At 58.6% G+C, this 24,364-nt stretch carries 21 protein-coding genes; 15 read left to right on the forward strand and 6 right to left on the reverse strand.

Annotated features, from left to right (window positions below):
* Positions 1–64 precede the first annotated feature (64 nt).
* Positions 65–928, reverse strand: a complete 864-nt coding sequence (locus tag QA648_RS32440; RefSeq protein ID WP_283052195.1) for an IS701 family transposase — start codon at positions 926–928, stop codon at positions 65–67.
* On the reverse strand, positions 925–1,251 hold the full coding sequence (locus QA648_RS32445; RefSeq protein WP_283052197.1) for a transposase: 327 nt from the start codon (positions 1,249–1,251) through the stop codon (positions 925–927). The genes QA648_RS32440 and QA648_RS32445 overlap by 4 nt, the downstream gene beginning before the upstream one ends.
* Here QA648_RS32445 and QA648_RS32450 point away from each other — a divergent pair.
* The 9 genes from QA648_RS32450 to QA648_RS32490 all read left to right on the forward strand — a co-directional run bounded on the left by QA648_RS32450 (position 1,134) and on the right by QA648_RS32490 (position 11,479).
* Positions 1,134–2,468: an ABC transporter permease gene (locus QA648_RS32450; protein WP_283054588.1), complete on the forward strand. Its 1,335-nt coding sequence runs from the start codon at positions 1,134–1,136 to the stop codon at positions 2,466–2,468. The two genes, QA648_RS32445 and QA648_RS32450, sit on opposite strands and share 118 nt — an antisense overlap.
* A gap of 191 nt (positions 2,469–2,659) precedes the next feature.
* Positions 2,660–3,793, forward strand: a complete 1,134-nt coding sequence (locus tag QA648_RS32455) for a pyridoxal phosphate-dependent aminotransferase (RefSeq protein ID WP_283054589.1) — start codon at positions 2,660–2,662, stop codon at positions 3,791–3,793.
* Positions 3,794–3,822: 29 nt separating this feature from the next.
* Complete coding sequence (locus QA648_RS32460; protein ID WP_283054590.1) at positions 3,823–4,605, forward strand: SDR family oxidoreductase; 783 nt, start codon at positions 3,823–3,825, stop codon at positions 4,603–4,605.
* 8 nt (positions 4,606–4,613) lie between these two features.
* Positions 4,614–5,495: an alpha/beta hydrolase gene (locus QA648_RS32465; RefSeq protein WP_283054591.1), complete on the forward strand. Its 882-nt coding sequence runs from the start codon at positions 4,614–4,616 to the stop codon at positions 5,493–5,495.
* Positions 5,492–6,733 (forward strand): hydantoinase/carbamoylase family amidase, encoded by a 1,242-nt coding sequence (locus QA648_RS32470; RefSeq protein ID WP_283054592.1) that lies wholly within the window; start codon positions 5,492–5,494, stop codon positions 6,731–6,733. Before QA648_RS32465 ends, QA648_RS32470 begins: the two co-directional genes overlap by 4 nt.
* Before the next feature lie 10 nt (positions 6,734–6,743).
* A complete protein-coding gene (locus QA648_RS32475; RefSeq protein ID WP_283054593.1) occupies positions 6,744–7,517 on the forward strand; it encodes a nucleoside phosphorylase in 774 nt (257 codons plus the stop codon).
* A gap of 19 nt (positions 7,518–7,536) precedes the next feature.
* Positions 7,537–8,166: a deoxyribose-phosphate aldolase gene (gene deoC, locus QA648_RS32480; RefSeq protein ID WP_283054741.1), complete on the forward strand. Its 630-nt coding sequence runs from the start codon at positions 7,537–7,539 to the stop codon at positions 8,164–8,166.
* A 274-nt stretch (positions 8,167–8,440) separates the two neighbouring features.
* Positions 8,441–10,015, forward strand: a complete 1,575-nt coding sequence (locus QA648_RS32485) for a Re/Si-specific NAD(P)(+) transhydrogenase subunit alpha (protein WP_283054742.1) — start codon at positions 8,441–8,443, stop codon at positions 10,013–10,015.
* Positions 10,016–10,033: 18 nt separating this feature from the next.
* Complete coding sequence (locus tag QA648_RS32490) at positions 10,034–11,479, forward strand: NAD(P)(+) transhydrogenase (Re/Si-specific) subunit beta (protein WP_283052289.1); 1,446 nt, start codon at positions 10,034–10,036, stop codon at positions 11,477–11,479.
* A gap of 326 nt (positions 11,480–11,805) precedes the next feature.
* Here the strand turns inward: QA648_RS32490 and QA648_RS32495 are convergent, their stop codons facing one another.
* Together QA648_RS32495 and QA648_RS32500 are read right to left on the reverse strand one after the other, a co-directional pair.
* Entirely contained in the window at positions 11,806–12,033 is a 228-nt protein-coding gene (locus tag QA648_RS32495) for a hypothetical protein (protein WP_283054594.1), read from the reverse strand.
* A gap of 149 nt (positions 12,034–12,182) precedes the next feature.
* Positions 12,183–13,448, reverse strand: a complete 1,266-nt coding sequence (locus tag QA648_RS32500) for a Glu/Leu/Phe/Val dehydrogenase (RefSeq protein WP_283054743.1) — start codon at positions 13,446–13,448, stop codon at positions 12,183–12,185.
* A gap of 245 nt (positions 13,449–13,693) precedes the next feature.
* On the opposite strand from QA648_RS32500, the gene QA648_RS32505 reads away from it, so the two are divergent.
* The gene (locus QA648_RS32505; protein WP_283054595.1) at positions 13,694–15,094 is read left to right on the forward strand and encodes a helix-turn-helix transcriptional regulator; all 1,401 of its coding nucleotides are present in this window, start codon (positions 13,694–13,696) and stop codon (positions 15,092–15,094) included.
* A 261-nt stretch (positions 15,095–15,355) separates the two neighbouring features.
* Here QA648_RS32505 and QA648_RS32510 read toward each other — a convergent pair whose 3' ends face one another.
* Positions 15,356–15,859: a UPF0262 family protein gene (locus QA648_RS32510; protein WP_283054596.1), complete on the reverse strand. Its 504-nt coding sequence runs from the start codon at positions 15,857–15,859 to the stop codon at positions 15,356–15,358.
* A 120-nt stretch (positions 15,860–15,979) separates the two neighbouring features.
* A complete protein-coding gene (deoA, locus tag QA648_RS32515; RefSeq protein WP_283054597.1) occupies positions 15,980–17,299 on the reverse strand; it encodes a thymidine phosphorylase in 1,320 nt (439 codons plus the stop codon).
* A gap of 261 nt (positions 17,300–17,560) precedes the next feature.
* On the opposite strand from deoA, the gene QA648_RS32520 reads away from it, so the two are divergent.
* From QA648_RS32520 to QA648_RS32540, 5 genes are all read left to right on the forward strand, one after another.
* Complete coding sequence (locus tag QA648_RS32520; protein ID WP_283054598.1) at positions 17,561–18,325, forward strand: GntR family transcriptional regulator; 765 nt, start codon at positions 17,561–17,563, stop codon at positions 18,323–18,325.
* Positions 18,326–18,342: 17 nt separating this feature from the next.
* Complete coding sequence (locus QA648_RS32525) at positions 18,343–19,854, forward strand: aldehyde dehydrogenase family protein (protein WP_283054599.1); 1,512 nt, start codon at positions 18,343–18,345, stop codon at positions 19,852–19,854.
* Positions 19,855–19,903: 49 nt separating this feature from the next.
* On the forward strand, positions 19,904–20,788 hold the full coding sequence (locus QA648_RS32530; protein WP_283054600.1) for an NAD(P)-dependent oxidoreductase: 885 nt from the start codon (positions 19,904–19,906) through the stop codon (positions 20,786–20,788).
* A 792-nt stretch (positions 20,789–21,580) separates the two neighbouring features.
* Positions 21,581–22,837: a glycosyltransferase gene (locus QA648_RS32535; protein WP_283054601.1), complete on the forward strand. Its 1,257-nt coding sequence runs from the start codon at positions 21,581–21,583 to the stop codon at positions 22,835–22,837.
* Positions 22,838–23,132: 295 nt separating this feature from the next.
* Positions 23,133–24,029, forward strand: coding sequence for an alpha/beta hydrolase (locus tag QA648_RS32540; protein WP_283054602.1), 897 nt, complete (start codon positions 23,133–23,135; stop codon positions 24,027–24,029).
* Positions 24,030–24,364: the final 335 nt, after the last annotated feature.

Below are 24,364 nucleotides of genomic sequence, written 5' to 3' on the forward strand. Positions count from 1 at the left end.
ATGATCAGCCGAGCGATGAGCGTGCGGATTTCGGCGACGGTGGGGATGAGCCTGATCTTGCGCGTCAGGCAGCGATTTTCGGATTTGGACTCGTTTCGTTCGGTTTGCCGCAGGCCGAACGGCGTAGATCGGCGCCGAGCTTGGCGAGGAAGGCCGCGGCCGCCATGACGAGCGTCATGTGGCGATGCCAGCCATGCCAGGAGCGCGCCTCGCAATGGTCAAGGCCGAGATCGTCCTTGGCGCGCTGGAAGCATTCCTCGATCGTCCAGCGCAATCCTGCCGCGCCGGCCAGTTCCGCAAGCGTAGCCTCGGCGGGTGCAAAAACCAGATAGTAGCTGAGGGCGCGCGGATCCGTTCGGCTTTTGCGGATGAGGACATAGCGGGCATAGCCTTCCTCGACGACATAAGGCAGCGCAATCCGGGCCCAGTCGTAGAGACGCAATCCTTTGGCGCCTTCGCCGGCAGGACAAGCAGTCCAGGCCGCAACGGGCAGTTCCTCGGCCATCTCTTTCGGGTCCGTCTGCAGCAGCCCCTGATCGGTCAGCATTCGCAAGGTATGGTTGGAGCGCACCGCAAGCACATAAGGCTGTCGGCGCTCCTCGAGCATGCGGCGCGTCTGGTAATCGCCGCCATAGGCCGCATCGGCCAGAACCCAGGCGCACGGCACGCCGCGATCAAGCGCCTGTGCCAGCATGGCGCGCGCCATTGCTGGCTTGGTCAAGAATTCCGTCTCCTGTGGAATCCCGGCCGCCTTGCGCCGCGCCTGGTCTTTCGCCCACGCCTCCGGCAGATAGAGCCGTCGGTCGATCAGCGTCTGGCCAAAGCGGCTGGCATAGGCGACAAACACGCCGATCTGGCAGCTCTCGATCCGGCCGGCGGTGCCCGAATATTGCCGCGCCACCCCGACCGAATGGGTGCCTTTCTTCAAAAACCGGTTTCGTCCACCACCAGCACGCCCGATCGATCGCCGAGCGCCTCCATGGCGTAATCGCAAACGATGTCACGCAACCGGTCCGCATCCCATTGCGAGCGCCCCAGCAGGGCCTGGATTCGCCACGGGCGCCCAAGGCCGGCCTGCTCGGAAAGAAGCCAGCCCGTCTTGCGCTCAATCCCCGATAAAAGCCCGTCGATAAATGCCCCGCAGCCCTCCCGCGCCTCAGAACGTCGGAACACCACGCCAAGACGCGCCTTCAGCACCGACAGTTCCCCTTCCCAGGAAATCCCCGAACCCGACCATTCCGAAACAGACATGCCGCAGCCCCTTCAAAAAACTCCTTGAAGAGAATCATGATTTGCTCCCATTTACAACTGTAGTACTAGGGTATCACCTTAGCGGAACAGCCACGTTCAACCTCGATCCGCCCAGAGCCGTATGGAAGATTGGAAGCCTGAAGGTTCCGGCCGCTCCATATGTCTTCGTCGTCTCCGCCGTGATCGCAGTTTTCGGTTTCAACCTGCTTGTCAGAGTAGGATCTCACCGAGCGAACCTCCTGCTTGGCATTGCTCTTGCTCTCGCAGTGACGGCGTTCTTGACATGGGCAACTGCCGACAAATCGTTATCGCTTGTCGGCCTCCTTCAGGCCACCGTGGTTCGTGCAGTTCCTATTGCCTTCGGAGGCTTGGCCGGTGTGCTCTGCGAGCGGGTTGGCATCGTGAACATCGGAATCGAGGGAATGATGCTCGCCGGGGCATTCACGGGTGCGGTGGTCGGATCTCTGGTTGGAGGCTATGGCGGGCTTCTGGCGGCAACATTCGTTGGTGGTCTGATAGGGCTGCTGCTCGCAGTACTGACTGTAAAGTTCTTGCTCGACCACATAATCGCCGGCGTCATTATCAATATGCTTGTCTTGGGGCTTACCAGCTATGCCGCAAGTCAGGTTCTGGTTCGCAATCCAGATCTCAACCATGCATCGATTTTCCGTGCGATCGATATTCCCTTCTTGAGCCAAATCCCACTGATCGGACCGATCATCTTTTCGCAAAATATCTTCGTCTACGCCGCCTTGGTCATGCTGGCCAGCGCCACCTACTACCTTTTCCATACCCGTTTCGGACTTCGCGCCCGGTCGGTAGGCGAGTATCCTCGCGCGGCCGACACGCTTGGTATCGACGTCTTGCGAACGCGAACGGTGCATGTCGTTCTCGGCGGGATGGTCGCGGGATTTGGCGGCGCCTGGTTCACCCTCGGCGCAGTGGGACAATTCGACGCGAATATGACCGCGGGCCGGGGGTTTATCGGCCTTGCGGCGATGATCTTTGGGCGCTGGCATCCGATGGGGGTCCTGGCGGCTGCAATGGTTTTCGGATTCGCCGACACGCTCCAACAAAAGCTTATCATTCTTCAGACGCCTGTTCCGTCCGATTTCCTCGCAATGGCACCGTATATTGCGACGATCGTCGTGGTAGCTGGCCTGGTTGGCCGTGCCCGGGCACCGGCTGCAGATGGACATAACTACGTCAAGGCCTAGTCAGGCGCCTCGTCGCGATTCCGCCTGTCGATCAAAAACAAATCGTCCTTTCCCAGGTCAGATCCGACGGGGTGCCAAACTCGCAACCAAAGCATTCGTATTCAAAAATCGAAAAAATGAATACAAAATATTGACATTTGTCTACATGAGTGCAAACTGAGCTCATCGGAAATTGAACGGGGGATCCCAGAATGAAGAGATTTGAAAGTCGGAACGCACATTTTGACCGCCTGGTCGCTAATCCGGACCTGCGGTGGATGGGGCAGAACACCAATCACGTTCCGGCACACCCGGCCGTTTTCGAGGCGATGGAAAAGTGCATCCGGGACGAAGGCTTCCACATCTACGCCCCGCCGGTGGGTTACGAAAAGCTCCGTCACGGCATCATCGACGACTTGGGCCTTGAGGGCATGGCGGCAATGGTAACGGACGGGGCCGTCGAAGCCCTCTATCACGTTTGCCACACGCTTCTGCAGCTCGGTGACGAGTTCGTGACGACAGACCCGACTTGGAATTGGCCGATGGCGTTCGCTCGATCGAAAGGCGCTGAGGTCAAGCAGATCCCGATCTATGGCCAAGAATATGGTTACCGTCTGTCGGCCGAGCGGCTGGCCGCTGTGATGACGCCGAAAACCAAGATCGTCTATCTCGTCGATCCGAACAATCCGCTCGGCACGGCATGCACGAAGGAGGAAATTTCCGCCATCGTCGAAGTCGTGCGCAGGGCAGGCGCCTATCTCATTCATGATTGCACCTACCGCGACTTTGCCTTCGATCACACGCTGGCAGCAACCCTATATCCGGAAAAGACGCTGACGATTTACAGCTTCTCGAAATGGTCTGGCCTTGCCGGACTGCGCGTCGGCGCCGTTATCGCGAACCCGGACCTTCTTGAGACTCTGACGGCTTCGCCACCAAACAACCTCGGATCCAACATCGTTTCCCAGCAGGCTGCAATGGCCGCCCTGTCGATCAAGAAGCAATGGTTCCCGGAGGTTTTGCGCATCACCCGGGAAAACCAGAAGATCGTGAAGGAGGCTTGCGACAAGATCGATGGGCTGGTCGTGCCGGTCTTCCCGTCGAACGGCAACTTCCTCGTCGTCGAAACCCAAAAGCTCGGCATCGCGCCAGAAGCGCTGGTCGCCGCGTATCAGAACCACAACATCATGATCCGTCAGGGCGCCTATCATACGCCTAAGTTCGGCGATCGATTCATCAAGGTCAGCATCAGCGTCCCGGCAGGCTGGGTTGAAGAGTTCGCACATCTGCTTCCGCGCGTCATCGAGGAAGCTCGAACTCTGAAGATCGACGCCTCGAATTTCTAAGATCAACCTACAGCAGAAGAAGAACGATTATGGATCTGTTTCTCACTGGTAAGAAAGTCCTCATCACCGGCGCATCCCAGGGTATCGGTGAAGCTCTTGCAAAAACTCTTGCAGAAGAGGGCTGTGACCTGCACCTCGTTGCCAGGTCCGGAGACAAGCTTGAGGCTATCAAAGCGGAAATTCTTAAGGACCACAAAGTCAGCGTCACCGTGCAGGCACTTGACCTCACGAAGGAAGGCGCCATTGAAGAAGTCCTTCAGGCGGCCGGGGACATCGACGTCCTGGTCAACAATGCCGGGGTCATCCCGAGCGGTAGCCTTTGGGATGTCGACGAAAAGCGCTGGCGCGAAGGTTGGGAGCTGAAGGTATTTGGCTACATCAACATGACACGTGCGGTCTATGCGAAGATGAAGGCTCACGGCGGCGGCGTTATCATCAACAATATTGGCAACGGCGGCGAAGTCTTCGACCCGCAGTACGTTGCAGGAACGACCGGCAACGCGAGTCTGATGGCTTTCACGAGAGCCATGGGCGGGCACAGCCTTGACGATAATATTCGCGTCGTTGGCGTCAATCCAGGCCCGGTTGATACGGACCGCATTTACAACATGCTCAAGAAGCGTTCGGCTAGCATGTTCGGTTCGGAAGACCGCTACAAGGAGCTTGAGGCTCGCTATCCGCTCGGTCGTCCGGCCCACATGAGCGAAGTCGTCGACCTCATTGTGTTTCTGGCTTCGAAGCGCTCCGGTTACACCAGCGGCACGATCCTCACCGTTGACGGTGGCATCGCGTCTCGGCGCTCGATCATTTGAGGTCGAACATGGCACGCGCACGAACGTCAGATGGAATTGAGCTGTACTTCGAGGAATTCGGCAGTGGTGAGGCCATTGTCTTCGTCCACGAATTCGGGGGTAACTACTGGAGTTGGGAGCCTCAGATCGGCTATTTCTCCAGGCGTTACCGATGTGTGACGTTCGCTGCGCGTGGCTTCGCGCCCTCCGATATTCCGGAGAATGTTAGCCGCTATTCCCAGGCTCGCGCCGTCGACGACATCTTCGACGTCATGGATGCGGCGAAGATTGAGAAGGCACATCTGATCGGGCTTTCGATGGGAGGCTTCGCAGTCCTGCATGCCGCGCTTCGCAGCCCCGATCGCGTGCTGTCTGCGGTTGCAGCGGGTACCGGCTACGGAGCCGAAAAGGAGTGGGCGGACTATTTTCGCAACGTCTCGGAAGGCGTAGCTGAAAAGTTCGAGAAGCTCGGCGCGAAAGAATTCGCGCCCGTATATGCATCGGGCCCTTCACGCGTGCAGTTCCAGAATAAGGACCCTCGCGGCTGGGCGCTTTTTGCTCAGCGGCTCGGCCTGCATTCGGACCACGGCGCCGCCAACACGATGCGCGGCGTGCAGATGCGTCGCCCGTCGCTGTACGATCTGGAGGGAGAGTTCAAAAAACTCGATGTCCCGGTTCTGGTGATGACCGGCGACGAGGATGATCATTGCCTTCAAACAGGAATCTTTTTGAAAAAGGCGATCAGCCGAGCCGGACTGGCAGTCTTTCCGAAGGCAGGTCACACGCTCAATCTCGAGGAGCCGGATCTCTTCAATCGCATCGTGTCCGAATATCTAGCCCAGGTCGAGGCTGGCAAATGGGAGAGGCGTGATCCTCGGGCCAACGGTGCCCAGATCATGAAGACGGAATGAGCGCAAAAACCTATACTTACGTCGATGGCGATCGACTTTGGTCGCGGTTGATGATCCTTGCCGAATACGGCAAGCGTCCAGACGGAGGGGTTGACAGGCAGACCCTGACCAACGAAGAAATCGCTGCGCGCGGCCAAATTGTTCGCTGGGGCCGCGAACTGGGCCTTACACCCTTCACGGATGTCGCTGCCAATCTATTTCTCCGCCTTGAGGGCACCTTGCCGGATCTCCCACCGGTCGTTGTTGGTTCCCATATTGATAGCCAGCCGACGGGCGGCAAATTTGACGGCGCCTTCGGCGTCATAAGCGGGCTTGAGGCCGTAAATGCCATCGTTTCGTCTGGGAAGAAAATGCGCCGTTCCATCGAGGTGGTCGCATGGACCAATGAAGAAGCGAGCCGTTTCGCGCCGGGCATGACAGGCTCATGCGTCTTCACGAACAAACTATCGATCAGTCAGGCGGAAGGCATCAAGGATGCCGCAGGCATAAGCTTTGCGGCTGCGCGAGATCTCGTCCTTGCGGCAGACGACCGTGTTGCTTTGCGTGACATGGGCTGGCCTATCGCGAGCTATGTCGAGCCACATATCGAGCAGGCGACGCGGTTGGAAGAGGCCGGCGTTCCGATCGGCATCGTGACTGGAATCCAAGGTACGCGGCGTTACCGAGTGACAATTCTTGGAGAGCCCGCACATGCAGGCACGGCTGAACGGGAAGTTCGTCGTGACGCTATGCTGGCGACGGCAAGGATTCTTACCGCCATCGACGGTGAAGCGGCACGTATTCCCGGGTTCAAGTTCACCGCAGGGATGGTCAATGTAAAGCCCAACGCACCATCGGTGGTGCCCCAAGAAGTGCTGTTCTCGCTTGACATCAGGCACGTCGATGACAACGCGGTCGACGAGATCGATGCGGCTATTTACCGGATCGTCGAACGAGAAAAAGGGCGATGCGATGCTATCGTAAAGGAGATTACGCATGCTCCCTCTGTCCATTTCGACGCTATCGTTCAAAGCAAGATTGCTGCATGTGCTGATGCTCTTGGAATCCCGCACATGCCCGTATTCTCAGCTGCGGGTCATGACGCACGCCAGCTTAGCTACGTTGCTCCAGCAGGAATGATCTTCATTCCATGCCGAAAAGGCATCAGCCACTCCCCCGAAGAATGGTCCGAGCCCGAACACTTGTCGGCAGCAACGCAGATTCTGGCAGAGCTTCTTGTTCAACTAGCTTCTGAATAACGGAGGTACCATGGAAAGCGAAAAACCGGTCACGCGAGGAAAGCGCCACGTGGACATTCGCGGCGTTGAACTGCCTCGATGCGTGCTCGTTCCGGGCGACCCCGGCCGTGTGCCCATCATGGGCAAGACTTGGGATAGTTACGAAGAAATTTCCTTCGTGCGAGAGTTCCGCCTTGCTCGAGGTGTTGCGAATGGCTCTCCGATCGCCGCTTGTTCGTCGGGTATCGGTGGACCGTCGACTGAGATCGCGGTTCTCGAGCTCGCGGAGGCCGGGCCTGACACGTTCATCCGTGTGGGAACCTGCGGGTCTCTGCAAGAACATATCGCGCCTGGGGACCTCGTCATTGCCCACGGTGCCGTACGGATGACCGGCACGGTAGACGCCTATGTTGATCGAGAATACCCCTCGGTCGCAGATATTGCCGTTACGAACGCGCTGATCGCGGCTTGCGAGCAGCTGGGTTACCGATATCACATAGGACTGACGGCAAGCGTCGACTCATTTTACGGCGGCGAAGGGAACGCAATTCCAGGCGGTCATCAGCTTACCAACCTCGAAGGACCGGCGGAGTATTTGAGATCTCGCAAGGTCGCAGCTCTCGAAATGGAAGCCGCGACGCTGTTCGTTCTCGGCTCCCTATTCAATCTTCGCACCGGCAGCATCTGCGCTGTCGGGTCAAATCGAGCCACCGGCGAACGCCGTGATGTCGAAGAATCCGTGATCGCAGCCTGCAGGGCGGCGACATTAGCAGCGGCACATCTAACGGGAGCTCCCAGTGCTTGATAATTTGAAACTTGCCTCAATGATCGATCACACGAACCTTAGGCCGGAAGCGACCGAAGCGGACATCGAACGCTACTGCCAAGAGGCGATCGAACATAAGTTCAGGGCCGTCTGCGTCAACCCGCTCCACATACCTCGCGTCGCTGCAAGGCTTTCGGGTTCAGACGTTTTGACTTGCTCCGTCGTCGGCTTTCCGCTCGGGGCGATACCAACCGTCATAAAGAACGCAGAGACGGACCTGGTCCTTTCTCAAGGCGCGTCCGAGATCGACATGGTCATTTCGGTCGGCGATCTAAAGAGCGGGAATGTCAAAGTGGTGGAGACGGAAATTGCCGCGCTGAAACGCACGTGTGGGAATGCCGTCCTCAAAGTGATCCTGGAAACCTGCTTGTTGACGCACGACGAGATCATTGCTGCGTGCCTTGCTTCGCAGGCTGCCGGCGCAGACTTTGTCAAGACGTCGACTGGGTTTGCCGCTCGAGGTGCAGTCGCTGAACACGTTGCCCTGATGCGTCAGACAGTCGGACCCGATATGGGCGTCAAGGCATCAGGTGGGATTTCGACCAGAGAAATCGCCGAAGCAATGGCTGCCGCAGGTGCTAACCGCATCGGTGCAAGCAAAAGCGTGGCGATTATTGCCGCGCGATGAGGGATGTTTCGCGCAGCGAATATTCTTCGTTGCGCGGGACCCATTAGCCCCGGGTGTTCTGGGGTGCTTCGGATTGAGTGCATCGCGGAATATCGCGCACTATCGCCTGCCTGCGACCAGGGCAACGGGTCAACCTCGATGAGCAATTTCGCCAGCGAAGCCGGGACGTCGGAAGCCAGGTGAAAACAACCTGTGGGTCCGCCAAATGGCGACCGCGAATATTGCGCCAACGTTCTTGAACCGGAAAGAACAGGAGGGGTTGAAACCAATGACTTTGAAAATAGGAACACCCAAGGAGATCGGGCCGGGCGAGTCGCGTGTCGCGATGACGCCAGAGGCCGCACTCCAGCTCCAGAAACTGGGCTATGAGTGCGTGATCGAAGCCGGCGCTGGGAGGCAGGCCGGGTTTTCGGACGAGGCCTATCGTGGCGTGGGTGTCACGGTGGTCGACAGCGCGGCTTTGCTCTACGAGACATCCGACGTCATTGCCAAGGTCCGTCCGCCCGAAGCCGCAGAGGTTGATCGGCTAGCCGCCGGCAAGACGCTGATCTCCTTCTTCTATCCTGCACAGAACAAGGAGCTTCTCGACCAGGCCAGCTCCAGCGGAGCGACCGTCATCGCCATGGACATGGTGCCGCGCATCAGCCGAGCCCAGAAGATGGATGCCCTGTCGTCGATGGCCAATATTGCCGGCTATCGGGCCGTGATCGAGGCCGGCAACAATTTTGGCCGCTTCTTCACCGGTCAGGTGACGGCGGCCGGCAAGGTGCCGCCGGCCAAGGTCTTGGTGATCGGCGCCGGTGTTGCAGGGCTTGCGGCGATCGGCACGGCAACGTCGCTCGGCGCCGTCACCTATGCCTTCGACGTGCGCCCGGAAGTGGCCGAGCAGATCGAATCCATGGGGGCGGAATTCGTCTTCCTCGACTTCGGCGAAGAACAGCAGGATGGCGCCGCGACCGGCGGCTATGCCGCACCGTCCTCGCCGGAGTTCCGGGAAAAGCAGCTTGCCAAGTTCCGGGAACTCGCGCCTCAGATCGACATCGTCATCACCACCGCCCTGATCCCCGGCCGCGATGCGCCGAAGCTGTGGCTTGCCGATATGGTGGCGGCGATGAAGCCGGGCTCGGTCGTGATCGATTTGGCCGCCGAACGCGGCGGCAATTGCGACCTGACGGTCCCCGACGAGCGCATCGTCTCCGACAATGGCGTGATCGTCATCGGCTATACCGACTTCCCGAGCCGCATGGCGGCGCAGGCCTCGACGCTTTATGCGACGAACATCCGCCACATGCTGACGGATCTGACGCCGGGCAAGGATGGGGTGATCGTCCACAACATGGACGATGACGTCATCCGCGGTGCGACCGTCACCAAGGATGGCGCAATCACCTATCCACCGCCACCGCCGAAGGTGCAGGCGATCGCCGCCGCCAAGCCGAAGGAAAAGGTGAAGGAGCCGACGCCGGAGGAAAAGCGGGCCCGGGAACTGGCCGCCTTCAAGGCGCAGACCAGGAACCAGGGCATCCTGCTGGTCATCGGCACGGCACTGCTGCTGCTGGTCGGCGCCTATGCGCCGTCGAGCTTCATGAGCCATTTTGTCGTCTTCGTGCTCGCCTGTTTCGTCGGCTTCCAGGTGATCTGGAATGTCAGCCATTCGCTGCACACGCCGCTGATGGCGGTGACCAACGCCGTCTCCGGCATCGTCATCCTCGGCGCATTGTTGCAGATCGGCTCGGGCAACGGGCTGGTGGTGACGCTGGCGGCGCTGTCAGTGCTGATCGCCACCATCAACATCGTCGGCGGCTTCCTCGTCACCCGGCGCATGCTCGCCATGTTCCAGAAGTCTTAAGCGGCAGGGATCTTCACAATGACCATCGGTATTGTATCGGCCGCTTATGTTGCGGCAGCGGTTCTCTTCATCCTCTCGCTCGGCGGCCTGTCCGGCCAGGAAAGCGCCAAGCGCGCCGTCTGGTACGGCATTGTCGGCATGGCCCTTGCCGTAGTTGCCACGATCTTCGGCCCCATGATCGACAAGACCGTCGGCAATTGGTTCATCATCGCGCTGATGATCGCCGGCGGCGCAGTGCTCGGCCATTATGTGGCGAGCCGGGTGCAGATGACGGAAATGCCGCAGCTCGTTGCGGCGCTGCATTCCTTCGTCGGCCTTGCCGCCGTGTTCATCGGCTTCAATGCCCATCTCGAAGCGGCCCATGTCGCTTCTCTCGACGAGGCTTCCCGCGCAGCCCTCACCGGATTTGCCGGCATATTGGCCCACAAGGACATGGTGGAACTGTCGATCATGAAGGTCGAGGTCTTCCTCGGCGTCTTCATCGGTGCGGTCACCTTCACCGGCTCGGTCGTCGCCTTCGGCAAGCTTGCCGGCAAATTGGACGGCAAGGCCAGGAAGCTGCCGGGCGGGCACGTTCTCAACGCGAGCGCCGCGATCGCCTCGCTGATCCTGCTGCTGATGTACTTCAACGGCGCCGGTGTCTGGACGCTTCTCCTGATGACGGCACTTGCCTTCTTCATCGGCTATCACCTGATCATGGGCATTGGCGGCGCCGACATGCCGGTCGTCGTCTCGATGCTGAACTCCTATTCCGGCTGGGCGGCAGCCGCGATCGGCTTCACGCTTGGCAACGACCTCCTGATCGTCACCGGCGCCCTGGTCGGCTCCTCTGGTGCGATCCTCTCCTACATCATGTGCAAGGCGATGAACCGCTCCTTCGTCTCGGTCATCCTCGGCGGCTTCGGCGCGAGCACCGGCGCGCAGATGGAGATCATCGGCGAGCAGATCGCCATTAGTGCCGAGGGCGTCGCGGCCGCCTTGGACGAGGCCGACAGCATCGTGATCGTGCCGGGCTACGGCATGGCGGTGGCCCAGGCGCAGCAGTCGGTCTCGGAACTGACCCGCAAGCTGCGGGCTGCCGGCAAGACCGTCCGCTTCGCCATCCATCCGGTGGCCGGCCGTCTGCCCGGGCACATGAACGTGCTGCTTGCCGAAGCCAAGGTTCCCTATGACATCGTCTTGGAAATGGACGAGATCAACGACGACTTCCCCAATACCGACGTCGTCATCGTCATTGGCTCGAACGACATCGTCAACCCGGCGGCGCAGGAAGATCCGAACTCGCCGATATCCGGCATGCCGGTGCTCGAAGTGTGGAAGGCCAAGCAGGTCTTCGTCTCCAAGCGTGGTCAGGGCACCGGTTATTCCGGCATCGAGAACCCGCTGTTCTTCAAGGAGAACACCCGCATGTTCTACGGCGATGCGAAGAAGTCGGTCAGCGAGCTCTTGCCGATGATCGGCTAGGCAGGTCAGGCAAGTGACGAACGAAATGAAGGGCAGCGAGGTTGCCCTTCTCAAGGCGCTGCTGACTTTCCGCAATAGCAGACTGCCGTAGCGTGTCATGACCCACAATGAACCCTGCTAAACCAATGGCAAGGCCAGCGCTTCATTTCAGATCGGCTCAGGGATGGGCTTAGGCACAGTTGCATACTGAACATTTCAGCTGCGAGCGGCCCAACGGCCGAATGGTTCCGCCGCTAGAATTGGCATCGACCACATGGTAGCCGAAGATCAGATACTCCAGTCAGCAGACGCTACCTGCCCCAGGGCAACCCCTTGAGACTCCAGAGTTAGTAGCCCAGCTTTTGGGCAAGCGCCGTCAAGCGGCTGAGTATCAATATGCTGGCGAAAATACCTCTCTCAGCGGAGGTGATCTCGTCCTCTGTAAGCCCCGTGACGACGGACATCTCCTCAAGGGAATAGCCCGACCGTCGCCGCATTTCACGGAACTTGTTTCCCAACGAGTGGTCGATTGCTGTGTCGCCGGGGCCGCGGCATTCCTGTAGGACTCGGACCAACTTCGCCTCCTGAATATCAATTGAGCTACTGCAGATCTAAAAGCGATCTGGTTTTCGACGGGGCGCCTCTCGAAGCAATCAAGTTGCCAGTCGCCCGCCGCTTTCACCGACCTTGCGAGGTCGGCGAAAGCCACTTATTGTCTTTGGCCTCAGGGAAACAGGCCACGGGTCCGCTTGGCTCTGAGGACTGTGTCAACGCCGATCGACAAAGCAGCGTCGCGTGTCGTCAGCTTGCGCATCTCCACACGGCGGGAAACTGCCTGGAAGGATTTTTCCAAGGTACGATTGAGGCGATCATTCACCTCTGCTTCGTCCCAGAAAAGCTGCTGTAGTCCTTGGACCCACTCGAAATAGCTAACGATGACGCCGCCGGCGTTGCAAAGTATATCCGGGATAACGAAAATCTCTGGGCGGTCCTTTAAGATAGCATCCGCTTCGGGTGTGGTCGGCCCATTGGCTCCCTCGGCGAGGATGCGGCACTGGATCTTGCCAGCGTTCTTCTCCGTGATCACTCGCTCGACTGCGGCCGGAATAAGAATGTCGCATGACTGGACAAGTAGGTCTTCCGGATCAAAAAGACCTTCCGTGGAATAGCCCTCCAGCGCACCGGTTCGCCGAACGTGTTGCTCAAGCGCTTCAATGTTCAGTCCACCGCGATCGAAATAAGCGGCGCTGTGGTCGCTGACGCCAATGATTTTGACGCCAGCCGATTGCAACGTAAGAGCCGCCACGGAACCAACGTTGCCGAATCCCTGCACAATTGCCGTCGCACCACTCAACTCCAACTTGACGGTCTCGGCCGCGCGTTTGACAAGGTAAGCGACCCCTCGTCCGGTGGCCTCGCGGCGCCCAACCGTGCCACCGCTCTCGACCGGCTTTCCGGTGACCACTTCGGCAACGGTCTGGCCCTGATACATTGAATATGTGTCCATGAACCAGGCCATGACCTGTTCATTCGTCCCCATATCGGGAGCCATCACGTCCGTGTGCGGACCCACAAATGGTATCATCTCCTGCATGTAGCGGCGCGAAAGAGCTTCAAGCTCCCGGCGGGAAAGTGAGCGTGGGTCGACGGCGATACCACCCTTTGCGCCACCGTAGGGCAATCCGGCCAGCGCGCATTTCCAGCTCATCCAGATAGCGAGCGCAGCCACTTCGCCCACATCGACGTTCGATGCAAACCGGGTTCCGCCTTTTGTCGGTCCCAACGTCAAATGATGCTGTACGCGATAGCCCTGAAAAACCGTGATCGAGCCATCATCACGGGTAATTGGGCAAGAGACAGCAAGCGCACGCTTGGGGATAAAAATGCGTGACCGCTCATCCGTGGGAATGTCAAGGTGGTCGGCTACCGTCTCGAATTGGCGTCTCGCCATCGCAAAGACGGGACCGGAATAGATCGATGATGCGTTCATTTCGTCAGCTTTCTTGAGTATGAGGTTCTGAAAAGAACATGGGCTGCGGCCGCAAGTCTCACATGCGCCACGCAGATCCGAGAGATTGCCGCATCGCCGCAACGATGCGCCGCATGACCATTGTTTTCTCCAAAAATGACGATTTTGGATGCAAAAAATGTATATTTGGATATTGAATTGTGCGAGAGTAATCGTGTCAGATTGTCAAACTTTACAAGAATTGCCCGTAACGTTGTGAAGGCTGTATGGATATGCAGGGAGTCTACCTTGGGCCACGTCTGCGCCGCTTGCGCCGGGATCTCGGATTGACCCAGGCCGGAATGGCGGCAGACCTCGACATTTCGCCGTCCTATATTGCCCTGATGGAAAGCAACCAGCGTCCGCTCACAGCCGAAACGCTGCTCCGGCTCGCGAAAGCCTACAAGATAGACTTCTCAGAATTCACGAATGCCGCGGCGCCCGATACCGTGTCGCGGCTCCAAGCCATGGTCAAAGATTCCATACTGATGGACGTTGATTTTGGATCGCTTGAAGTGGCAGACGTCGCGCACAGCTTTCCGGGCGTCGCAGAAGCGCTGCTCCGCCTTCACACCGCGTACAAGGAAGGTCAGTTCGCCCTCGCTGACAAGCGACGGCAGTTGACAAGCGAAGGTTGCGACGCTCTAGATCCGGTGGCTGCTGTCCGAAGTTTTCTGTCTGCGCGCCGCAATTGCTTTCCGATGTTGGACGCGGCTTCCGAAAAGCTTTTCGCCAACATCACCGAAGCGGGAGGGTTGACCGAGTACCTCCAAACGCACCACAAGATCCGGGTCCGGCGCCTCCCTTCAAATGTGATGACCGGATCCGTTCGTCGTCTCGACCGGCACCGCAAGGAACTGCTCATCAACGAGATTCTGGACCTTCCAAGTCACCAGTTCCAGCTGGCCCAGCAGCTCGCTTATCTGGAGTTCGATGAGGCGATCCTGTCGACGGTTGCCGAGGGGCGGTTCCCAAACGATAACACGCGTAGACTTGCTCACCGAGCTCTTGCTGCATACTGCGCCGCGGCGACGATCATGCCGTACGCGGCATTCGCTCGAGCGGTCGACAGCCGTCGGTACGACATCGAACTGTTGGCTCGCCAGTTTGGAACAAGCTTCGAACAAACCGCACATCGGCTTACTACCTTGCAGAAACCCGGCCAGGAGCGGGTACCATTCTTCTTCATCCGCGTGGACGCGGCGGGAAATATCTCGAAGAGACTGAACAGTGGCAATTTCCCCTTTGCCCGTCACGGTGGCGGCTGTCCGCTCTGGACTGTGCATCAAGTCTTCACGACCCCCCGCAAGGTCGTGACGCAATGGCTGGAATTGCCCGAAGGCCAACGCTTCTTCTCAATAGCCAGGACGGTCAGCGCTGGTGGCGGCGCCTACGGGATGGCGAGCGTCGACAGGTCGGTCGCGTTGGTCTGTGAAGCTCACCACGCCGAAAAGTTGATATATGCCCAAGATCACCCTCAGATTGAGAGCCCAACTCCGATTGGCATTACGTGTAGCCTCTGTCACCGAACTGCATGCGCCGCACGGTCAGAACCTCCCCTCGGCCGGCAGATCCTGCCGGATAATCTCCGCCGGGCGGATGTTCCTTACGGATTTTCTGACAGTTGAGATGCGACCAAGCCCGCAGTCGTTCGAATGGTGTCCTGAGTTAGCGTGCGCGCGTAGATATTAGGAATGAGCGAAGTTCATTGTCGCCAGATAGGTGCATCTGAATAAGTGAGCCACGAGCCGGTTGCGAGGATCAGCATGTCACAAACAGCAACTTTGCCGGATTTAAGCGGCTGGAATGAGGCGGTTATTTCGCTGGGCAATTAAAGATGCTGTTCACGGGGTTTCCCCCTGATCGAATGGATGAACTGTGATCTGATGTTACGAAGCTATTCCAAGCGGCACGCGCCAAAAACTAGGGGTTCGACATAGGATAATAAGCGTGAAGAGCTGTCGTGCTGTGCGAAGATCAAGCCGAACCTTTGAGGAAAGACGATCGCGAAGCAGTTCGGAGCCTTCGTTGTGGTAGGCGCGCCGGCTCATGTCAATTGTCTCGATTTTGTAAGGGTCAGAAGCAGCTACGGCGGAGCAAAGCGCCTCGCACGCGAAAACGTAATCGGATATGGCCCGCTTGAATGGTGTGTACGACAAGATAAGCACGAGGATTGGATTGCCTTCAGCGTCGGACAGGTGAAAGGCCAGCCTGGGACCGACGCCATCCAGGAGCAAGCGATAAGGACCGTTGTCGCGGCCGATCAGCTCGAAGGAATTCTCGTCCAGCAGGTCGGCAATCGCGGTTTCCAACTCGACCTTGCCCTCGCGCGTGATCTCCACCTGGCTGGACACGACGTCAACTGCGCTGATCCTGTTTCGATGGTTGCCCATTTTTGTACCCGCTGCTGTTTCGCACAGTACTTTCGACGGAGATGAAAAGCTAAGGAGAGCGCTTCACCGCAATGTAGCATTGCCTAATGTTTTCGCCTCGACCGCTTTGGCGCGCCGCAATCAGCGAACCAATTGGTGGATGGTCGGGGGAGGTTTCACCGAGGTACCGCCCATAAGGTAAGCATGGCAGACCTTCTCTGCGGCAGCGTTTGCATCTTCGATGGTTCGGGCGTGGACATGGGCAATCGGCTGACCGATCAGGATCTCTTGGCCAATCTCTGCCAAGCCAGTCAGGCCCACCGCGGGATCTACGGCATCTTCGGGTCGTCGTCGCCCGCCGCCAAGTTCCACCACAGCCATGCCTACCGCCCTGCAGTCGATCGCTTGGACAAATCCGCCGACGGAGGGCACCACTGGCAGGACAATGGGCGCCGTGGGGAGATACTTTGCAGGAGCCTCGATCAGATCGATTGGGCCTCCCAGCATCGCTACCATCTTGCCGAAGCGCTCGGCTGCCGCGCCGGAAGCAAGCACTCGGTTGAGCATGTCGCGGGCCTCAGCCTCGGCCCGCGCGAGCTGTCCTGCAATCAGCATCTGCTCGCATATAGTGAAGGTTACCTCGTGTAGCCTTCTCGGGCGAGATTTTCCGGTAAGATAATCAATGGCGGCTTGAACTTCGACAGCATTGCCGGCCGCCGGCGCCAGTGGCTGGCTCATGTCGGTCAATACGGCGCTCGTGCTCATTCCCGCACCAGTTCCCACATCGACCATGCTTCGTGCGAGCTCGATCGATTTTTCAATGGTTGGCATTACAGCGCCGGAACCGACCTTCACGTCCATGACCAGGGCCTGAAGACCAGCTGAAAGCTTCTTGGAAAGGATAGAGGCGGTAATGAGATCGATGGATTCGACCGTCGCAGTTACATCCCGAATGGAATAGATTCGTCCGTCCGCGGGAGCAAGCTTTGCCGTCTGTCCAATGATTGCGACGCCAACCTCCTTCACCACCTGCCGGAACGTATCAGTCGAAGGAACGAGGTTATAACCGGGTATCGATTCAAGCTTGTCGAGGGTGCCACCTGTGTGTCCCAAGCCACGACCCGAGATCATTGGAACATATCCGCCGCAAGCGGCAATAAGCGGTCCTAACATCAATGACACGACGTCGCCCACGCCTCCGGTCGAGTGCTTATCAACGACAGGACCATCGAGATTCAGCGAGTTCCACTCTAGGACCACTCCGGAATCGCGTTGGGCCAGAGTGAGGCTCACTCGCTCCTCAATGCTCAAGGCATTCAGGAAGACCGCCATAGCGAAAGCTGCGATTTGACCTTCAGTGACATTACCGTCCGCGATGCCGCCGACGAAGAGAGCAATTTCCTCACCGGTAAGGGCGAGGCGATCCCGCTTCTTTCGGATAATCTCTTGCGGCAACGTCATGATATTTCCTTTCGTTACGAGCTCGCCAACAGATGCGGCCTTGCAGGCGCGCGCATTTGAAACAGCGATGCGTAGTCCAAGTTTTGACCAATCTGTGGCGAAAAAGCAAGAGCTATTGATACAAAGTAGAGATAGATGTATACTGAATAGAATTTATGGGATCCAAAATATGCCAAGACTGGGTGCTGACATGGGCAGAGTCGCATTCGCAGCCGATTGAGCGCGATTAGTGCCTTAAACAGAATCAACACAGGGGTGCCGATGCAAATTTCGAAAAATATCCAGCTGGGAGCCCCCGGCGCCATGAGTTCCGCAGAGGTGATTTCGCTCTCCGATCCTGGGCACGATACAGGTGTGATGCCTGCCCAGAGCCTCTCAGACAGGGTGAGAGAGGCCATCGAAGCAATGATCATTGGCGGGCAGATGCTGCCCGGCTCGCGTATTGACGAGGCGGAGCTTACGCAGAAGTTTAAGGTTTCACGCACCCCCATGCGAGAAGCTATCAAAGCATTGATTGCAACGGGCCTTCTTGAGAGCCGGCCGCGTCAAGGGGTCACGGTGGCGGCTTTATCGACGCCGGTGCTGCTCGAAATGTTCGACACTATGTCGATGCTGGAGGGCATGTGCGCGAAGTATGCGGCCCGTAGAGCAACGTTCAAGCAGATCGCGCAGCTCGAAGAAATCCAGGACCGTTTGGAACAAGCTTTCAAGTCCGGTGATCCGGAAGGCTTCTACATGACGAATCTGGATTTCCATGAGGTCATCTACTGTGCGACCCATACGACTTTCCTTGCTGAGCAAACTCGGTCGTTGCGCAAGCGCGTCGCCATGTACTGGAAGCACGTGACCTATCTGCCGGGCCGAATGGCGGAAACCGTCCCGGAGCATCAGTGCATCATTGCCGCAATCAAGGCGAAGGATCCCAAGGCGGCCGAGTTAGCGGGATACCAACACATCAGTCTCTTGGGGGACAATATGATCGATTTCATCGCTCGTCTCCCCAAAGCCGTAACATCCGATCAATGACAAGAGAAGCGACGCCCATGACGATAGATACCTTGCCCTCTCAAGCTCGAGATGGGCGCCACATATTCTACAACGGGGAATATCGAGAAATCGTTGGCACGGGCCGCATCGACGTCCGTAGTCCGGCGACGAATGAGGGCATCGGATACATGGCCGTCGCCGATGCGAGCGATGTCGCACGAGCTACCAAGGCGGCCGCCAAAGCCTTCGAAAGCTGGTCGGCCCTGGATCCTCTCGATCGTGCCCGCCATCTTCGTAAGCTTGCTGAACTGGTCAGGGAGCGCATAACCGAGCTTGCCGGATGGGAATCGGCCGTTACTGGCCGCCCGTTGCGCGAAATGCGCGCGCAGATGGCGCGCATCCCTGAATGGATCGAGTATTTCGCGGGAATTGCGCCCGGCCTCGAAGGGGAATCCAACCGCTTGCGCGGCGGCTTCTCGTCGACAACAAGTTGGCAGCCCTATGGCGTGTGCGCGTTGTTGACGCCCTGGAACCACCCGATACTCATCCTGGTAAAGAAGCTCGCGGCCGCACTTTCTGTTGGAAACACGGTCGTGATCAAGCCCTCGGAGCTTGCGCCATGCACTCCTCTCGTCTTCGCAGCCTGGTGCACGGAAGCCGGCATACCGCCTGGCGTGGTGAACGTTGTGACCGGCGAAGGTGCGACCGGAGCATCCCTCTGCGCCAGCCCGGACGTTCGCAGGATCGATCTGACGGGTGGCACCACGACCGGTCGCCGCGTTGCTGCTGCTGCTGCGGAACGCTTGGTTCCGTGTACCCTTGAGCTGGGTGGCAAAACGCCAGTTGTTGTCTTCGAAGACAGCGATATCGAGGAGGCGGCTGCAGGGGCAGTTTTCGCGGCGTTCGTCGCGTCTGGTCAAACCTGCGTGTCCGCTGGCCGTTTCCTGGTCCAACGCCCCATCTATGAGCGCTTTCTCGATGCCTTCGCCAAGCGAGCCGCCGCACTCATGGTGGGTGATCCGGCCGACCTCGCAACGGATGTTGGGCCTGTCATTTCCTACGTCTCCCTCCAGCGCATCGAGCGCATGATCCAACATGCGAAGTCAGCCGGCGCCCGGCTTGTCACAGGGGGGGCAGCGCCACAGTTCGACGGACCCCTCTCTGCCGGCAACTTCATGCAACCGACGATCTTTGCGGACGTGAAACCGGATATGGAGCTCTTCCAGGAAGAGGTCTTCGGCCCCGTTGTTGCCGTTACGCCTTTTGATACGGAGGAAGAAGGATTGGCGCTTGCCAACGACTCTCCCTACGCACTCGGCGCATCCATCTGGACGCGTGACATTGCAAGAGCCGCACGGGTCGGCGCGAAGATCCGGGCCGGGATGATCTGGATCAACGACCATCACAAGAACGATCCCCGGTCCATTTGGGGCGGCTATGGCGACAGCGGCTATGGCGTCGAAAATGGCTGGGACGCAATCAAATCCTACTTGATCAAGCGCAATTTGATCGTCTCTTCCAACCCGAAGTTCGACGACTGGTTCAAGGGCGGCACTCGATACGGCTGAGCTGAGCACTCGGGGCCTGCTGCATTTTTCTTCTAAGGGAACAGTAATCATGAAAGTTGGGTTTATTGGAATCGGTGCCATGGGGGCAGGGGTGGTCCGCAACCTTCTCGCCGCCGGAAATGAGGTCGCGGTATGGGACCGCTTTCCGGAGCCCGTCGCCGAGGCGGTGGCAATTGGTGCCAGCGCCGCCGCCTCGCCGATCGAAGCCGCGCAATTCGACGTCGTCTTCTCGATGCTCGCGCATGATGACGCGATTCAGGCGGTTCTGATCGATAGTGGCTGGCTCGTTCAGCTGAAAAAGCCGCTGATCCATGTCAATCTGTCGACGATATCGGTCAAGTACGGCAAAAAGCTTGGTGAACTGCACGACGCGGCGGGCATTGATTACGTAGGCGCTCCGGTATTCGGGCGACCTGATGCTGCTTTGGCTGGGACCTTGCACCTAGTTGTGGGCGGTCGCGCGGAACTCCTTGGAAAGCTCGACACACTTCTAACGGCGATCAGCAAAAAAGTCTGGCATGTGGGTGAACAGCCGTTTCAGGCAAATCTCGTCAAGCTGGCCGGCAACATGATGATCGCGTGCGCAATCGAGGCGATGGCGGAGGCGACCGCGCTCGGTACCTCGCACGGCATTGATCGGAACATTATGCTGGACCTTTATCTCGATGCTCTATTCCCCTGCGGCGTTTACCGAGGCTACGGCGATTTCATTCGGCGCCGCGAGTATGAGCCGGTCGGCTTCAAGCTGCCGTTGGGCCTGAAGGATGTTCGGCTTGCCCTTGAGGCTGGCGAAGCTTCGCGCGTACCGCTGCCGCTTGCCGGCGCCGTCCGCGACAGCCTCGTTATGGCAATGGCAAACGGCTATGAGAATAAGGATTGGTCGTCGCTAGCGGAAATGTCCTACGCGCGCGCAGGCATCAAACGAGAAATATGAAACCGCTGTCGACCTACAGAGCGTCTCCTGCATAGCGGGAATGTCGTCGTCGGAACGCCGTTTGGTCTGACGAGCAGAAGCTGGAAATTTGAGGGATGTTTCGGCGGGCGTTGCGACGGTCGCCGACATTACTCGTTGACATGACTTAATGGCACAGCGGACTTACACCTGGCGCCGGCAGTTTACGAAGAAGGCCGAAGCTGCGCTGGTACAATCGGCGGGATCCCCGCCGGTGACGATTGGGCCCGGGCAGCAAGTTTAAGGAACGCAGCCGAGACATGCCGGCCGCGGATTGTACGCATTCAAACAATCAATTTTACGCAGCGCCTCGAACGCCTTAAAAATCGCAGGACAGATGGAGTTGAACGAAACTTGAGCGGGTAAGTCATCGAGTTCGCTGCCCGCGAGCTGAAGACGATCGGGAGTTCTTCGGTAAGTCATCCGCAGATGAGTGCGACGGACGTAAGTTCGAAACACAATATCGCCTTTGCGAGGTCGGCTAAGCAGCGAGACCTTTGCGGCCGATTGTGCCAGCTCCCGACTAGGTTGAGCCGTGTACTATTGGGGAATTCTTTCGGGTTTATGGCACCCGCTAGAACGTGTGCGATGGCCGCAAAGGAGCGTCATCTTTCTAACCGGAAACTTCCCGCTGAGGGAAGTTACGGGGAGTACCTTGTATCGCCCCCTCCGATTGTGACGGCGGCGGACCTCGACATGACGTCCCCGTTATCGATCACTTATTTTGGGCAGCCTCCGAGACAAATTTGGTTTCAACCACGATTGAGGTGAGGCATGTTGTATAGCTTCCTGCTTGCGTCCTGGGGGACGTCGGGTAATCTGGGCCCGTTGCTGACTGTAGCTCGACAACTGCAACGGCACGGCCATAGCGTCCGCATCATGGCTGATCCAGAGATGCAGCATGAAGTGGCTGCGGCGGGTTTCGATTTCGTGTGCTGGCGTCGTGCCCCGATAGGGATCGACGCGGATCCGACTTGCTTTTCAGACATGCGCGACTGGTTCCAAAAAGCGGTGTTCGGCCCTGCGCCAGCCTATGCTGCCGACGTCCAGGATGAGATCGGCCGCATACCGACGGATGCTGTCATTGCCATCGATATGTTGTTCGGTGCCGTGTTGGGCGCCGAAGCCGCTGGCGTGCCCATCGCAATGTTGTCACCCCATGTGAGCCTTCGCCCTTTGCCAGGAATGCCGCCGGCCACCAGCGGATTGGCGCAGCCGCAGACGCCAGAAGAGCGGATCGCGATCGCGGCGGCGAATGAAAATTGGGCTTGCTTCCTAAACCAATTCCTTTCGCTTCTAAACGAGGCGCGTGCCGGCCTCGGTCTGTCCGGTTTGGCCAGGACGGTGGATTTATTTGAGTGTGTCGATCGGTACTTGCTGGCGATCAGCCGGACTTTCGATTTTGCGGCCGACCTCCTACCGGACAACGTTCGCTATGTTGGGCCGCTGCTGGAGCAACCAAATTGGTCAAAGAGCTGGAAGGCGCCTTGGCCTTCGGACGCCGATCGACCTCGAGTGCTCGTCGCCTGCAGCTCCGGCGCTCAGGGTCAAGACGACTTGGTCCAACGGATCATTAGCGCATTAGGTACGCTTGACGTGTACGCGGTTGCGACCATCGGGCCTCATGTTGAGGCGGGGAAGCTGGTCGCCCCCGCGAACGTGCATCTATTGCGCGGCGCACCGCATGACACAGTGATGAAGGAAGTCTGCCTTTTGATAACGCAGGGCGGCCACGGCACCGTCAGCCGGGGGCTGATAAACGGTCTACCGCAATTGGTGCTCCCCAACGGGCGCGACCAAGGGGATAATGCTGCACGAGTTGTGTCGAAGGGAGCTGGTCTACGATTACCCCCGAGTGCTGGCGAAGCTGAGATCGCCCATGCCGTCAGTCGGCTGCTACAGGAGCCGCGTTATCGCGATGCGGCGCACCGCTTGGGCGATGGCATCAAAGCTGAAATCGCCGCCTCCGGTCTCGTTGACGAATTGGAGGCTATGGTGGCAAACAGACCCATTGTCGGATCGGCGACCTGATGCGGATGGTATGACCGTACATTCGGATTGTTCGAATTCATCGTGGTGCCCTCAGATATCTTCCCTACGGGGATTTAGGCATCGATGTCATTCCTTCGATGCTCCCTACCATGCAAGGCGATCTTCGTCGCGCGCCTGGTGCCGCTCACAGTTCATCGTGTTTCCGCGTTGCCCCATTTGCCTCGGGCATTCTCTAATCGATCACATCAGTTTGCGATCGGCAAACCATTGCCCTTGCGGTCTGACTGCCGTCCGTTGGTTGTTCCACTCTCTTTATGACACACACCATCTACCCTTGGCCGGCGAACCCGGAAAAAAGGAGCCGAACCTCATGAATGTAGCCGAATCGAGCCCCATCCTGATGAACCGCGCCGGGGTGTGCCTTGCGCACTTCGAAGCAATATCGGCTTCGCCCCTAAGTCCCCCGATCGTCCTCATTCACGGCTGGACCGGCGATCACAGGATATTCGCGCCGCAGATCGAATATTTCGCCAAAAGTCGGCACGTCATGGCGGTAAACCTCCGCGGTCACGGAGACAGCGATGCGCCGAAGCAGGAGTACACGATCGAGGGTTTTGCTGACGACGTAGCGTGGCAATGCGGCGAGCGGAACCTGGAGAAACCGCTGATCATCGGCCACAGCATGGGTGGGTCGGTCGCACTCGAGCTGTGCGGCCGCCATCCGGAGCTCGCCTCGGGCGTTGTGATGATCGATTCTATCGTCACGCCCCGGTGGGCGCTACGCGACAGCACTGAAATTGGCCAGTTCCTGGATGAAATTTCCAGCTCAAACTATCGGGAGGTTTTGCGGAAGAATGCGTCGTCCATGGCCCTCAACTACGACGCTCCTTCCAGGCGCGAGAGCATCCACAACACCTACATCCGCGCCTCGTGCGAGAAGACACCGCAGCATGTGGCCTATTCTGCAATGCGCAATTTCATGCTCAACTATGATGCGTCTCCTGCGGCAACGCGTTGCAAGGTCCCGATGGCCTACATCGCTGCCGATGTGCCGCTGGTGAGCGCTGCGTGTGATCTCGACTGGCTAAAGGTTCGCTGCTCCCAGCTCGTTCTGGCCAAGACGCTGTTGGCTGGCCATTTCAACACCATCGAGGTGGCTGACCAGGTCAATGCAATGCTCGACCGCTTCTTAGCAGTCGGCCTTAGGCCGCGCTCCACCACCCCGGTGTAACGGATATACATGATAGACTGGTCTACGATGCTGTACCGACCGAGGACAGCCGAATTCGAGTGGGGTCCGCAGTCGCGACCGACACGAAATCTGGCGGGGAATGTGAGGGGCTTCTCAAGGGAAGCGGCGCTTGATCGTCGTGCTCCTCGCTCCCCGCCAAGCGCGCATTAGACGTGATCTGTGTTTCGATGACGCGCTCTATACCGCGGGTCGAGGGCGACCGCCGCACGTGCATCGCCCACAGCGCACCCTCCTTCTTGTCGTTCAACCGCACGCCACCGCCATCATCGCCGCATTTGCGTATTCGCCTGACCTTTCACGCCTCCTTTCGGGAC

This window comes from Rhizobium sp. CB3171 (assembly GCF_029714265.1).
Taxonomy (GTDB): Bacteria; Pseudomonadota; Alphaproteobacteria; order Rhizobiales; family Rhizobiaceae; genus Rhizobium.